The following is a 13636-nucleotide window of genomic DNA, read 5'->3' as shown; positions in this document are numbered from 1 at the left end:
TGACTTCAGAGTTTCATCTGCTGTTTCATGGTCTTTTCGGTAGCGGAACCATAAGGCGGCAGGAAACCGGCAATTTTGGCAATATTGACTTTCGGCTGGCGGTAAACGGCCTTGGCGTGGCTGAACTCCTTGAAGCCGTCCGGCCCGGTATAGGCGCCCATGCCCGAAGGACCAACGCCGCCGAAGGGCAGGTCGTGCTGCGCGATGTGGAAGATCACGTCGTTGACCGTGACACCGCCTGATATCGTCTTGTCGAGCACCTTGCGTTTGTCCGATTCCGTTTCACCGAAATAATAGAGGCCGAGTGGACGGTCATGATCGTTCACATAATCGACAACTTCATCGAGGTTGCGGTAGGTTTTGACCGGCAAAACCGGACCAAAAATCTCTTCCTGCATCACTCGCATGTCCTCATTGACATTTTGCAACACGGTGAGCGGCATCTTGTTGCTGTTGGTGTTTGCGAAATCCTCGTCGCCGGGATTGACCACGGTCTGTTTCGCACCCTTGGCAACCGCATCGTCGATCAGGCCCTGAAGGCGTTCCTTGTGCCGCCCGTTGATCACGGACGTATAATCGTCATTGGCAATCATTGTCGGATATTGCTCTGCGACATTGCTGGCAATGCCTTCAACGACGGCTTCTTCCTTGTCCTGTGGCACCATCAGATAATCGGGCGCCAGACAGATTTGCCCGGCATTCATCATCTTGCCCATGGCAATCCGCTGGGTCGTTTTCTGGACATCCGCATCCGGGCCGACAATGGTTGGCGACTTGCCACCGAGTTCCAGTGTAACCGGCGTCAGATTCTGTGCTGCTGCTGCCATCACATGCTTGGCAATTCCGCCTCCGCCGGTGAAGATCAGGTGATCCCAAGGAATTTCCGAAAATGCCTTGCCGGTTTCCGGACCACCGGTGATGACGACCATCTCTTCGGGTGCGAAATATTCGGAGACGAGCTTCTTCACCAGCTCGCCGGTTTCCGGACAGAATTCGGAAAATTTGATGATCACCCGGTTACCGGCGCCGAAAGCACCGATGGCCGGATCAAAAGCGAGGTTAATCGGGAAATTCCATGGCGAGATCACGCCGACCACGCCCTTTGGCTGATACTCCACCGCCCCGCTGGCACCAAGCAAACCAAGCGGGAAATCCATCTTGCGCTTCTCGGGCCGCATCCATTTGCGCAGGTTTTTCTTGTGATCCTTGGCATGGCCGACCACCGACATCAGGTCGGTCATTACGGTCTGGACGCTGCTGCGATGGCCAAAGTCATTGGATACTGCTTCACACAGCGCATCTTTATGATCAATGATCATCTGGGCAGTGCGGTTGATCCGGTCCATGCGGGTTTCATAGCTGACCGGCAGTTCGGCATGAAAAGCATCGCGCTGCGCCTGAAATGCCGCCATGATTTCGTCTTTGCTGACTTCGCCAGCTGCTGCTTCCAATGCTTCCACGTCTCTTCTCCTGCAAAGCGCCAGTTTGCGCGCATCATTTTTGGTTTCAATTAACCACTTAAACCATATTTTTGCGGTTTGTCGAGATCGAACGGCTTATTGGGTGCCGGATTGGTCGGCGGCTGCAATTGCTTCCGCCATCGCTATGGTCTGTTCTGCCTGCTCCAAATGCAGCCGCTCGGTCATCTTGCCATTGACGGTTATCACGCCTTTGTCCGCATTTTCTGGATCTTTGAACGCCGCGACGATCGCCTGTGCTTCTGCAATCTTGGCGTCATCGGGCGCGAATTCGCGATTTGCAATGTCGACCTGGGAGGGGTGGATCAGCGTCTTTCCGTCAAATCCATATGCTTTCGCCTGGCGGCATTCCTGTTCGAACCCGGCCGGATCCTTGAAATCATTATACACACTGTCGAGAATATTCAGTCCATAGGCCCGGCCCGCCATGATGGTTTGGGCCATGGCGGGCGTAAACAAAGCCCGGTCCTGTTCGGCGCGCATTTCCTTGGCGAGATCGTTAAAACCCATGACGAAAGTCGTCAGGCGGGTCGAGGCGGCCACTTCCGCAATTCCGGCTATGTTCAGTATAGCTACCGGCATTTCGATCATGGCCCACAGGTTCAATTTTTCGGCAGCCTTTTCCCGGTCTATGATGCCGGATATTTCTATAATATCTTTGACGCTGCGCACTTTTGGTACCAGTATCGCGTTGGCTTTGCTGGCGCAGATGCTTTCCATGTCCTGCGCAAACCACGGCGTATCCATAGCGTTCACGCGCACGACCATTTCCCGCTTGCCGTAACCGCCTTCGGCAAGAGCGTCGCATGCGGCCTTGCGGGCGTCATCCTTGGCATCAGGCGCTACCGCATCCTCCAGATCAAGGATGATCGTATCGGCTGGCAGTGTCTTTGCTTTTTCAAGAGCCCGCGCATTGGACGCCGGCATATAAAGACAGGAACGGCGTGGCTTCATAACTTCTTCTTTCGAACTTCTGATGGCTTCATGTTTCGGCTTAAAACGAGTTGGTGGTTAATGTTAAACTCTTCCTAGTTAACCATAAAGTGACAAATGAGTGTTAGGCGAAATCGTTTGATCAAATATGTGAGGATGATCGCTTGATAAATGGGGCTATCTTAAAGTCGCGACCGACCACAAAGTCGCGGATATATTTTTTGTATATTTTGATGGCTTTGACTCCAGTTTTATCGATTCTGATCCCTTGGGATTTCGGACCTCATGAGGGGTTTTATCGTAAGGTTATTGCAGGAAACTCACTGGCGATTCCAATTGTAGAATTACTACTTTGCTGCATATTCTTTCGCGGCGATAGCGCTCCAAAGCGGTTCTTGAACGGAACCAATAAGCTTGATTTACTGGTATTGGGGATATTCCTGCTATCAATAGCATATGTTTATATATTTGTTTCCGTGAACCCTGCTGCGGCGGCCTTGGGTCTCATCAGTCTTATCGTTCATGCGCTATTTGCGATCGGACTGTATGATGTCATGCGACGTGAGCAGCCCCGGTTGTTTGAGTGTTTTTGGACGATACTGGGGATATCTGTCCTAGCCTATACTTTATTATGGGCTATCGATTTTAGCATCTATCCACCCTCGGAGTCTGATTGGATAAACAGAGTTCCGGGTGTTACCAATGTCCGGTGGGCCGGATTTTTCTGGCTGTCGATATTTGCCGCTGGTTTAGCCTTAATCAATAAAGAGGGAATCCATGGTAAATTGCTGGCGTATGTTTTTGGCAGTTTTGGATTGGCTATGACTCTGTGGACCGGATCGCGAGGCAGTTTGCTCGCTATTCTTGCGGCATTGTCGATAGCCGTTTTGTTTTTTCCGAAGAACCGCAAAACACTTGCCAAGTATTTTCTGATTTCTCTTACGTTTTCAGTTGCGACCAATTTAGTCAGCCCAGCGCCGATGTCACAATATGGGATGGAAAGAATTCTGTCATCCAGTCAACAGACTGATGATATGTATAAAGTCAGTAGCGGCAGAAGTGAACTTTGGGCTTCATCTCTCAGAATTTTTCTCGACAATCCTGTTGCCGGCCATGGCATTGATCAGTTTCAAAGAATGGGTCCTCGAAAAACACTCGGTTTTAAGGGACCACATAGTTTCCCGGTACAACTGTTATTTTCGGTCGGTATCATTGGCCTGTTCTCGCTATTGTATGCAATATTTCGAATGATAACTATCTTCAAAATCGAGATCAGGGATCCGCATCAGATGGCTGCTTTGGCATTTTTTGGCGGTGGCTCCATCTACATGCTATATGATAATTTTCTATATTACCCCTATCCGATAGCCATATATACGATATCGATCCTGATGCTGTTGGCGCCAAGGAAAACCAGTTTGCCCAATTGAGTATTTTCATGGTTTGAAGCCGCGGTCATAAAAGGCCAGCACAGCCGGGCTGTTGGAAAAACTGACGGTTCTCTCAAGTTTAGCAAGACTAGGCAAACATTAGGCCACCGGTGAATTGATATGGTTCAACTGCGGTATTTGTTCATTGACGGTTAGGGATCACTTCGCCAAGGGTCACCCATGTTGTGGTTGGATATAAAAATAATGCTCGAAAACGTCACGGGCCTCGACCGTGACGCGCTTCATATCTACGGAGCTCTAGCCATACAATTTTCACTTGCTTTGTTTTTTCGCCGGTCACTTGGAAGTCTGTGGCCATGGACAGTTGTTCTTGCTGCGGCATTAGCCAATGAATATTTAGACTATCAACGCCTTGGCTTGAGCAAAGCGCCAGAAGCGCTGTTGAGACAGGAAGCATATCATGATCTTTGGAACACGATGCTGATTCCGACGGTATTAATGCTCATTGCACGGTTCTGGCCCACATGGATGATTGGCAAATCTACGGAAGCTGACGGTGTCCGTGCCAATGGGCTTCAATCAGAGACTGCTGTTTAGTCGTTTTTCTGTCGCTCGCTGACGATCTTTCTGACATCTTGTGACTGGCCCCTGGGCATGATCATCACCTTGTCTCCACTGGCTACTATGATCAGATCATTTACACCAAGTGTTACGACCTCAATTCCATCGGTGTGAATCAGGTTGTCCTTTGCATCAATCGCCAAAACGTCGCCAGTGGTTACGTTGGATTGGTCATCTGAAGCACTGATCTCAAACAGCGAATCCCAGCTGCCGACATCGGACCAGCCTGGATTTACCGGGGTAACGGCAACTTTCTCAGCTTTTTCCATAACGGCATAGTCAATGGAATCAGAAGGCGCGCGCGAAAAGCTGCCTTCATCCGGGCTTGTCTGACTTCCGTCTTTATGCGCCTGTCTCATAGCATTTTGTGCTGCTTCCAGCATTTCTGGCGCATGATCTCCCAGAGCTTGCAAATAGGTATCGGCCCTGAACAGGAAAATTCCCGCATTCCAGAAATAATCGCCGCTGGCGAGCATTTTTTCAGCATTTTCGCGGTTCGGCTTCTCAACAAATTTTTGTGCGGCAAAGCTATTGGTACTGCCGAAAATCGGTTCACCTTGCCGGATATAGCCATAGCCGGTTTCAGGGCCGTCGGGTTCGATGCCGAAAGTCACCAGCCACCGTGCTTTTGCCAGGGGCAGTGACTCCCTGACAGCATCATGAAATGCCGCTACGTTCTTGATGACGTGGTCACTGGGCATCACAAGCATCGGACTTTGCGGATTTTTGCAGGCAAGAGCTGCTAAAGCGATTGCTGGCGCGGTATTTCTCGCACAGGGTTCGAGTATATGAACGGCCGATGCCGCGCCAATTTCATCCATTTGTTCTTCAACGAGCGCAGCGTGTTTGGCACTGCCAACGATGATTGGTGATCCAAATACATGAGGTTCCTGACATCTTTCCAATGTCATCTGGAACATGCTGAGCGGGCCGGTCAGGTTCAAAAACTGCTTGGGCCGTTTATCTGTCGACAGCGGCCATAGACGAGTGCCCGAGCCGCCTGACAGAATTACCGGGGTTATGAGATTATCGTTGCTCATGTTGTCATGTTCATTTCATGGTACACGCAATCAGGCATCTGATATTTTTGGATAGATCGATTTCGGAAACTTTGGTGCAAAGTCCGCATCCCCCGGTGCTAATAGTTTTACCTCTGGCAGTTACCTTACCTTCTAGCGGTATGACTTGCCATTCCCCTGCAACAGTAGCTGTTAATATATCGTGATCGTCGCCAACAACCTGAAACAGCCTGAAATGTGGCCCATCGACCAGTTTGGCAGACTGATCCGGCACAGTTTCACGATAGTTTTTCATATCATAGGGGGCCGGTGTCGCTACCGATATAGCGTCGTCCAGATGCAGTTCGCGCGGGCGTCCATAGTCGTAAAGCCGGTAGGTAATATCGGAATTTTGTTGCACTTCAATCAGCTGTATTCCGGGTCCAATCGCGTGGATGGTACCAGCAGGCACGTAGAACAGATCGCCCGGTTTAACGGGTTTCCAGTCAATCAGCTGTTCAATCTGGCCGCAAGCAACCGCTGCGTGCAATTTGGTCGGGCTGACCTCTTTGGTCAGTCCGATGCCCAGGACAGCATCCGGTTCGGCAGCCAATATGTACCAGCATTCTTCTTTACCAACGGGAGCTCCCTGCCGACGCGCCTGACGATCATTGGGGTGCACCTGAACGGATAGTTTTTCACTGGTGAACAAATATTTGACCAAGAGGGCAGGCGCTATAGCCTTGGGTGGTGCAAACCAGATTTCGCCGACTTTTTCCTTTTGTTTTCCACCAAATACCTCGGGTAACATCGATTGCCCCCATGGCTTTCTGACCTTTTTCTGTCTCAGTTTCATAGGTTGCCCATGGGACCTCGACTACGGCCAACACCTGTATATTCCAGTCCGCTTTTGCCGACATCGGCAGGATGATATATATTCCGTAAATCAACCAGCACTTTGCCGGTCATCAAAGAAGACAATCTGTTGAGATCAAGGGCCCGAAACGCATCCCATTCGGTTACGATCACAACCGCATCGGCATCAGTTGCTGCTTCATAGCTGCTTTCCGTCATTGTGACATCCGGCATGATTTCTGCCGCTATTTCCATGCCTTCAGGGTCATAGGCGCTGACCTGAGCACCAGCATCAATCAGAGTCTGGGCAACGGCGATAGACGGCGCATCACGCATGTCATCCGTATTGGGTTTGAACGTCAGGCCCAGCAGTGCCACTTTCTTGTCGCGGGCTTCTCCGCCCAGCGCCTGGATGACTTTTCGACCCATTGCGCGTTTGCGCTGGTCGTTTACCTGTACGACGGCTTCAACAATCCGTACCGGACTTTCATAGTCCTGAGCGGTTTTCAGCAATGCCAGGGTGTCTTTTGGAAAACAGCTACCGCCATAGCCAGGTCCGGCGTGGAGAAATTTAGAACCGATCCGGTTGTCCAGTCCGATACCGCGAGAGACTTCCTGTACGTCCGCGCCAACTTTTTCACACAAATCGGCAATTTCATTGATGAACGTAATCTTGGTGGCCAGAAAGGCATTGGCAGCATATTTGATCAATTCTGCGGTCCGGCGGCCTGTGAAAAGGATGGGCGATTCATTGAGAAACAGTGGTCGGTAAATCTCACTCATTACATCTTTGGCCCATTCGGTTTCAGCACCAATCACAATGCGATCAGGTCGTTTGAAATCATTAATGGCCGCACCTTCCCGAAGAAATTCGGGATTGGATACAACGGCAAACTGATCGGCATTGAGCTTTTTCGATAATATCAGTTCGACCTCGTCTCCTGTTCCGACGGGCACAGTGGACTTTGTGACGACGACGGTCGGCTTGGTAATGGAATCAGCAATTTCTTCGCTCGCGGCATGAACATAGCTTAGGTCGGCATGGCCGTCACCGCGCCGGGATGGTGTGCCAACGGCAATAAACACGGCATCACAATCCTTGACCGACTCTTTGAGGTCACCCGAAAAGGACAGTCGCCCGCCGGTGACGTTGCGCTCGACCAAGCTGGCAAGTCCGGGTTCAAAAATGGGCATGATATTTTGTTCAAGCTTTTCAATTTTACGCGGATCCTTGTCCACGCAGACGACTTCATGCCCAAAATCAGCAAAACATGCGCCAGAAACCAAACCGACATAGCCGGAGCCGATCATTGCAATTTTCATATTTATCCTTTGGCGTGATTGATATTGAGTCGGTTATGACACAGTATTCCTGTTTCTGTGGCCCGTTCAAGAATGTCGGTCAAGCATGGCCGTTTATTCCGACCGCTTTAAGGTGCATTCTGTCTTTATATTATTGGGTTCAAGTAAAAATTGTGAGCCAGCTTACATTAATGCCTCAGCCGGTTGATATGCCAATTCGAACTGCGAAATTGAAATATTTGGAAAATGCGGTGAAGTCGTTTATTGGGAAATAGTCGCTTTTGACGCAGCGGTTCAACTAGTTCAGGATTTAGTAAAATCGAAACCATGACCGCCCTTGCCATCTCCATCTTGGAGCGAATAGCAGATATTTCTCGCCGACAGAAACAGGCCATCGTTCTGGTATTGGACATGATCCTTTGCGTCCAGTCGATATGGATAGCCTATTCGCTACGCGTGGGAGTCTGGATTTACTGGGATCTGGCAATTCAGAAAGTAGTGCTTGGCGCCCTCTTGATCATGATTCCGGTATTTTACCTGATCGGTGTCTACAATGCGATTTTTCGCTATGCGGGCTCTGGTATGATGAAGACATTGGTGCGTGCTTTTGCAGTCTATGGTGTGCCAATGGTGATAATTTTTTCGGTTATCGGGATTGCCGGTGTTCCGCGGACCATTGGTGTTATTCAACCCATTATCTTCTTCATAATGGTCGGTTTTTCACGTGTTACCGCACGTTATCTAATGGTCGATATATTGGGGCGTAACCGTTTTGGCGGGCAGGTAAAAACGGTGATCATCTATGGGGCGGGCAATGCGGGCCAGCAACTAGCATCATCCATGCGCTCTGAACCCGCAATGCGATTGCGCGGCTATGTTGATGATGATCAGCGTCTGGATGGCCAAAAGCTCGACGGCGACAAGGTTTTCTGGAGCGGTAACCTGCCGGAAATAATCAACAGATATGCGGTTACTGATATCCTGCTGGCTCTTCCAAACATCTCCCGAAAAAAAAGGCGGGCGATTGTTGATCAGATTCAGAAGTTCAAGGTTCACGTTCAAACCCTTCCAAACATGAAAGATATCATAGACGGTCAAGTGTCATTCAACGATATTCGTGAGTTGGACATCGAAGACCTGCTTGGTCGAGAAACGGTTCCGCCGAATGAACTGTTGTTCGGCCGGACAATAGTTGGCAAGACGGTAATGGTGACCGGCGCAGGGGGCTCTATTGGCAGTGAACTCTGTCGGCAGATTGCAAAATCCGGAGCACGCCAGCTCATATTGTTCGAGCTGTCGGAGTTTTCGCTCTACGCTATTGAAAAAGAGCTCAAAAACTATCTCGAGCAACATGGCTCTGAAAATATGGAAATCATTCCTGTGCTGGGATCGGTGACCGACGCAAATCGTGTGGAGGAAGTTCTTGCGTTCTGGCGACCCGATACGGTTTTTCATGCCGCGGCTTACAAGCATGTACCGTTGGTGGAAGCCAATCCTGTCGAAGGCGCAAGAAACAACATATTGGGGACTTATGAGGTTGCTCATGCGGCTCATCTGGCGAAAGTCAGCGACTTTATCCTGATCAGCACGGACAAGGCTGTTCGTCCAACCAATGTCATGGGCGCGACGAAACGCGGTGCTGAACAGATTGTACAGGCGCTTGCGGATATCAGTGAGACTAGGTTTTCCATGGTCCGCTTTGGCAATGTCCTGGGATCCAGTGGTTCGGTCGTTCCCTTGTTCCGGCAACAGATTGAAACCGGCGGGCCGATCACTCTTACCCACCGCGATGTGACCCGGTATTTTATGACAATTCCGGAAGCGGCCCAGCTGGTTATTCAGGCCGGTGGAATGGCGAAGGGTGGTGAAGTATTCGTGCTGGATATGGGCAAATCGGTCCGGATCATGGATTTGGCTAAGACAATGGTCCAACTATCCGGTTTGACCATTCGTGATGATTCAGATCCGGACGGTGATATCGAAATTGAAGAAGTAGGCTTACGGCCTGGCGAGAAGCTTTATGAAGAACTGATTATCGGCAATGATCCAAAGCCGACTGTCCATAACCGGATCATGATGGCTCATGAAAGCCATCTGGCGGAGGCTGATCTGGATGAGCTACTGAGCAATCTAAGGCAATGTCGTACGTCCGATGAGATAATAGCACTTTTGAAAATACTGGTTCCGGAATTTGAACATGAACGGGATAATATGAAAGTCGAAGAAGCGTCCTGAAGTTGGCGCAGATAGCCAAGCGTCAGCGGCAGTCTTAGAGATCGGCAACCAAATCCAATATTCTATCCGCGTCTTGCATATGGCAGATCAAAAGGTCGGGCAAATATGTGTCTTTCTGATTATATTGCAGCGCGCTGCCGTCAATGCGGGAGCAGTGAAGGCCGTGCGCCTGTGCCACCGCTGCGGGCGCGCAATTGTCCCATTCATATTGACCACCTGAATGGAGATAAATGTCGGCTTCTCCACGGACAATAGCCATGGCCTTGGCACCAGCGGAGCCCATTGGCATCAGCTCTGCATCTAGTGTTTCTGCCACTGCAACAGCCTCTTTGGCTGGCCGCGAACGACTGACAACCATGCGCAGCCTGTCTTTGCGAACAGGCGCTGCGATGGGAAAATCACTGCGCAGGGTCAGGTCAAGTCCAGGGAGGGAAACTGCTCCGATTGATGGTTGTCCCTTGATTGCCAGCGCGACATGTACTGCCCAGTCACTCCGACCCTCGCCATATTCGCGGGTGCCATCCACCGGATCGATTATCCAGACGCGATCTTTACTCAATCGTTCCTGCGTATCCTTGCTTTCCTCGGACAGCAGACCATCTTCAGGGCGCAATTCGTGTAGCGCTGCCACAAGCATCTCATTTGCCGCCGTGTCTCCAGCATCGCCCAGTTCCCTTCCGGTCAAATCGGAGTTGTTGCGCAGGTTCAAAAGCAGTTGGCCGGCATCTTCCGCCAGCTTTGCAGCCAATTCAGCATCCGTCATATCGTATAGGACCAACTACCGACAATTTTGTCCACGATAATCTCGGCGGCTTCTTCCGGACTCATCTTGGTCGTATCGATCCGCATTTCGGCATTTTCAGGGATTTCATAGTCGCTATCGATGCCGGTGAAATTTTTCAGTTCGCCAGCACGTGCTTTTTTGTACAAGCCCTTCACATCACGTTCTTCTGCAACTGCCAGCGGCGTGTCCACAAACACCTCGATAAACTCATCCTCGGGTAGCATCGAACGGACGAGTTGCCGTTCTGCCCGGAATGGAGAGATAAAGGCGGTCAGGACAATGAGCCCCGCATCAGCCATTAACTTCGCCACTTCGCCAATGCGCCGGATATTTTCCACCCGGTCGGCATCGGTAAAGCCAAGGTCCTTGTTAAGCCCGTGACGCACATTGTCACCGTCCAGCAGAAAACTGTGCTTGCCAAGCGCGTGCAGCCGCTTTTCGACCATGTTCGCGATAGTTGATTTGCCGGAACCCGAAAGGCCGGTGAACCAGACCACGCGTGGTTGCTGACGCTTTTGCAGGGCATGGGCCGCGCGGTCGATATCAACATCCTGCCAATGGACATTTTGTGACCGCCGCAAGCAGAAATGCAGCATCCCCGCAGCCACGGTGGCGTTGCTGATCTTGTCGATCAGAATGAAGCCGCCAAGATCGCGGTTATCCTCATAAGGTTCAAAGATAATCGGCCGGTCTGTGGCAATTTCAGCCACGCCAATGCCATTCAAATCCAATGTCTTGGCCGCCAACTGCTCCATATTGTTGACGTTGACCTGATATTTTGGCGACTGGATTGTCACGCTGACAAATTGCGTTCCGATTTTCATCCAGTAACTGCGGCCGGGCAAAAGCTCTGCTTCGTCCATCCAGACGATGGTTGATTCAAACTGATCGGCAACCTGCGGCGGTGCATCGGCCGCAGCGATCACATCACCGCGAGAACAATCAATCTCTTCCGCCAGCGTCAATGTGACGGACTGTCCAGCCACCGCTTCGTCAAGATCACCGTCCATCGTGACAATGCGCTTGACCGTGGATGTTTTTCCGGAAGGCAGCACGCGGACCTCATCTCCGGGCCTTACCGTGCCGCTGGCAATCTGTCCGCTGAAACCCCTGAAATCGAGATTGGGCCGGTTGACCCACTGGACCGTCATGCGCAGCGGCTTTGCCTGATTGGCGGTCGCCATAACCTCTACATTTTCCAGATGCTCGACGAGCGCCGGCCCGTCATACCAGGGCGTATGGGTGGATTTGCTTGTGATATTGTCGCCGGCCAACCCGGAGATGGGAATGGGCGTGAAGGCTTCTATGCCGATTTCCCGTGCAAAAGCCGTATAATCGGCAATAATCTCATCATAGACGGCCTGATCATAGTCAACCAGATCCATCTTGTTCACGGCAACGACGAGATGTTTGATGCCAATCAGGTGCGCCAGATAGCTGTGGCGGCGCGTCTGGGTCAGGATTCCCTGACGCGCGTCGATCAAAATAATGGCCAGATCTGCTGTCGATGCACCCGTGACCATATTGCGGGTATATTGCTCATGCCCTGGTGTATCTGCGACAATGAACTTGCGCTTTTCTGTTGCAAAGAAACGGTAAGCCACATCAATCGTAATGCCCTGTTCGCGTTCCGCCGCCAATCCGTCGACCAGCAAGGCAAAATCAATTTCCTGACCTTGCGTTCCGACTTTCTTGCTGTCTGCTTCCAGGGTTGCCAGCTGATCCTCAAAGATCATTTTGGAATCATAAAGCAAACGCCCGATCAGTGTCGATTTGCCATCGTCTACTGAACCACAGGTGATAAAACGCAGCATCGTTTTATGCTGATGCGCTTCCAGATAGGCATCAATATCCTCGGCAATCAGGGCGTCGGTTTTGTAGATGGTTTCAGAATCTATATTTTCGGAATGGGTCATCAGAAATAGCCCTCCTGTTTCTTCTTCTCCATCGATGCCGCTTGATCGTGGTCAATCGCCCGCCCCTGTCGTTCCGAAGTGGTGGTGAGCAGCATTTCCTGAATGATCTGTGGAAGCGTGGTAGCCTCGCTCTCGACAGCGCCGGTCAGAGGATAGCAGCCTAAGGTACGGAACCTGATAGAGCGTTCCACTGGTTCTTCTCCCTCTTCAAAGCGGAACCGCTCATCATCAACCATCAGGAGCATGCCGTCACGTTTCACTGTTGGTCTTGACGCCGAGAAATAGAGTGGCACGATATCGATATTCTCAAGGTGAATATATTGCCAGATATCAAGTTCGGTCCAGTTGCTGAGTGGAAAAACCCTTATGCTTTCGCCTTTGGCTTTCTGTGTATTGTAGAGTTTCCAGAGCTCCGGCCGCTGGTTTTTGGGATCCCAGCGATGATTGGCGGAGCGGAAAGAGAATATCCGTTCTTTGGCCCTGCTTTTTTCTTCGTCTCTTCTGGCGCCGCCAAAGGCCGCGTCAAAACCATAGTGATCAAGGGCCTGCTTCAGGCCCTGAGTTTTCCACATATCCGTGTGAACAGCGCCATGGTCAAAGGGATTGATGCCGCGCTCTCTGGCCTCCGGATTCTGATGGATCAGCAATTCCATGCCGGCATCCTTGGCCGCTTTCTCTCTCATCTTGTACATTTCCTGGAATTTCCAGGTGGTATCGACATGCAGCAGTGGAAAAGGCGGAGGGGAAGGGAAAAATGCCTTTTTGGCCAAGTGCAGCATCACCGCGCTATCCTTGCCAACAGAATAGAGCATTACCGGATTCTCTGCCTCGGCCGCAACCTCGCGCATGATATGGATGGCTTCGGACTCAAGCCTTTGGAGATGGGTCAGGGGGGTTGCTGTTGCTGAATTCTGCACTGGGAAAGTTCCGATGACGATAGGGATAGCTGATTGCGCTTAGCAAATCCCGGATAAGAGTGGGCACAATAAATTCTTATCAAAGCCAAACCTTTGTTATATTTCGTGATCCAAGCCAAAGTAAGGATCGCCTTGTCGTTCGTGTATTTGAGACTATGCTGTCAATTGATGAACGGCAAAATATTGAAGACGAGGACACCGAAGCC

The 13636-nt window shown here is 50.8% G+C and carries 11 protein-coding genes; 3 read left to right on the top strand and 8 right to left on the bottom strand.

The genetic code is table 11. The annotated features are described in order from the left end of the window. Window positions 1-5 precede the first annotated feature (5 nt). Window positions 6-1460 (bottom strand): coniferyl aldehyde dehydrogenase, encoded by a 1455-nt coding sequence (locus DK507_RS00910; RefSeq protein ID WP_254054214.1) that lies wholly within the window; start codon window positions 1458-1460, stop codon window positions 6-8. A 96-nt stretch (window positions 1461-1556) separates the two neighbouring features. After that, a complete protein-coding gene (locus tag DK507_RS00905) occupies window positions 1557-2432 on the bottom strand; it encodes a CoA ester lyase (protein WP_254054213.1) in 876 nt (291 codons plus the stop codon). 200 nt (window positions 2433-2632) lie between these two features. Between DK507_RS00905 and DK507_RS00900 the strand changes: the two genes are divergently transcribed. Further along, window positions 2633-3841, top strand: coding sequence for an O-antigen ligase (locus tag DK507_RS00900; protein ID WP_109354155.1), 1209 nt, complete (start codon window positions 2633-2635; stop codon window positions 3839-3841). Window positions 3842-4045: 204 nt separating this feature from the next. After that, window positions 4046-4399: a hypothetical protein gene (locus DK507_RS00895; protein ID WP_162558834.1), complete on the top strand. Its 354-nt coding sequence runs from the start codon at window positions 4046-4048 to the stop codon at window positions 4397-4399. Here DK507_RS00895 and DK507_RS00890 read toward each other — a convergent pair. The 3 genes from DK507_RS00890 to DK507_RS00880 are packed head-to-tail and all read right to left on the bottom strand — an operon-like array spanning window position 4396 to window position 7599. After that, window positions 4396-5463, bottom strand: coding sequence for a mannose-1-phosphate guanylyltransferase/mannose-6-phosphate isomerase (locus DK507_RS00890; RefSeq protein ID WP_109354153.1), 1068 nt, complete (start codon window positions 5461-5463; stop codon window positions 4396-4398). The two genes, DK507_RS00895 and DK507_RS00890, sit on opposite strands and share 4 nt — an antisense overlap. A gap of 10 nt (window positions 5464-5473) precedes the next feature. Further along, window positions 5474-6277 (bottom strand): class I mannose-6-phosphate isomerase, encoded by an 804-nt coding sequence (locus DK507_RS00885; protein ID WP_109354151.1) that lies wholly within the window; start codon window positions 6275-6277, stop codon window positions 5474-5476. After that, the gene (locus DK507_RS00880) at window positions 6274-7599 is read right to left on the bottom strand and encodes a UDP-glucose/GDP-mannose dehydrogenase family protein (protein WP_109354150.1); all 1326 of its coding nucleotides are present in this window, start codon (window positions 7597-7599) and stop codon (window positions 6274-6276) included. Before DK507_RS00880 ends, DK507_RS00885 begins: the two co-directional genes overlap by 4 nt. A 306-nt stretch (window positions 7600-7905) precedes the next feature. Between DK507_RS00880 and DK507_RS00875 the strand changes: the two genes are divergently transcribed. Next, window positions 7906-9813 (top strand): nucleoside-diphosphate sugar epimerase/dehydratase, encoded by a 1908-nt coding sequence (locus DK507_RS00875; protein ID WP_109354149.1) that lies wholly within the window; start codon window positions 7906-7908, stop codon window positions 9811-9813. Between the two features lie 34 nt (window positions 9814-9847). On the opposite strand, the gene DK507_RS00870 is transcribed toward DK507_RS00875, so the two are convergent. From DK507_RS00870 to cysD, 3 genes are read right to left on the bottom strand one after another with little or no spacing between them, the layout of a single operon-like run. Beyond that, window positions 9848-10576 (bottom strand): 3'(2'),5'-bisphosphate nucleotidase CysQ, encoded by a 729-nt coding sequence (locus DK507_RS00870; protein ID WP_109354148.1) that lies wholly within the window; start codon window positions 10574-10576, stop codon window positions 9848-9850. Further along, window positions 10573-12513, bottom strand: a complete 1941-nt coding sequence (cysN, locus tag DK507_RS00865; protein WP_109354147.1) for a sulfate adenylyltransferase subunit CysN — start codon at window positions 12511-12513, stop codon at window positions 10573-10575. The genes DK507_RS00870 and cysN overlap by 4 nt, the downstream gene beginning before the upstream one ends. Beyond that, window positions 12513-13430, bottom strand: a complete 918-nt coding sequence (cysD, locus tag DK507_RS00860; RefSeq protein WP_162558833.1) for a sulfate adenylyltransferase subunit CysD — start codon at window positions 13428-13430, stop codon at window positions 12513-12515. Before cysD ends, cysN begins: the two co-directional genes overlap by 1 nt. Window positions 13431-13636 lie beyond the last annotated feature (206 nt).

Source organism: Sphingorhabdus sp. EL138 (assembly GCF_900258045.1).
Lineage (GTDB): Bacteria > Pseudomonadota > Alphaproteobacteria > Sphingomonadales > Sphingomonadaceae > Parasphingorhabdus.
The sequence above is the reverse complement of the archived record's forward strand: the minus strand, read 5'-3'. Positions and strand labels throughout refer to the sequence as shown.

Excerpts from the sequence above, each read along its gene's own strand:
- DK507_RS00875 (WP_109354149.1), top strand. The coding sequence starts at position 7,906 with ATGACCGCCCTTGCCATCTCCATCTTGGAGCGAATAGCAGATATTTCT.
- cysN (WP_109354147.1), bottom strand. The coding sequence starts at position 12,513 with ATGACCCATTCCGAAAATATAGATTCTGAAACCATCTACAAAACCGAC.
- DK507_RS00885 (WP_109354151.1), bottom strand. The coding sequence starts at position 6,277 with ATGAAACTGAGACAGAAAAAGGTCAGAAAGCCATGGGGGCAATCGATG.
- DK507_RS00895 (WP_162558834.1), top strand. The coding sequence starts at position 4,046 with ATGCTCGAAAACGTCACGGGCCTCGACCGTGACGCGCTTCATATCTAC.
- DK507_RS00870 (WP_109354148.1), bottom strand. The coding sequence starts at position 10,576 with ATGACGGATGCTGAATTGGCTGCAAAGCTGGCGGAAGATGCCGGCCAA.
- DK507_RS00890 (WP_109354153.1), bottom strand. The coding sequence starts at position 5,463 with ATGAGCAACGATAATCTCATAACCCCGGTAATTCTGTCAGGCGGCTCG.
- DK507_RS00880 (WP_109354150.1), bottom strand. The coding sequence starts at position 7,599 with ATGAAAATTGCAATGATCGGCTCCGGCTATGTCGGTTTGGTTTCTGGC.
- DK507_RS00905 (WP_254054213.1), bottom strand. The coding sequence starts at position 2,432 with ATGAAGCCACGCCGTTCCTGTCTTTATATGCCGGCGTCCAATGCGCGG.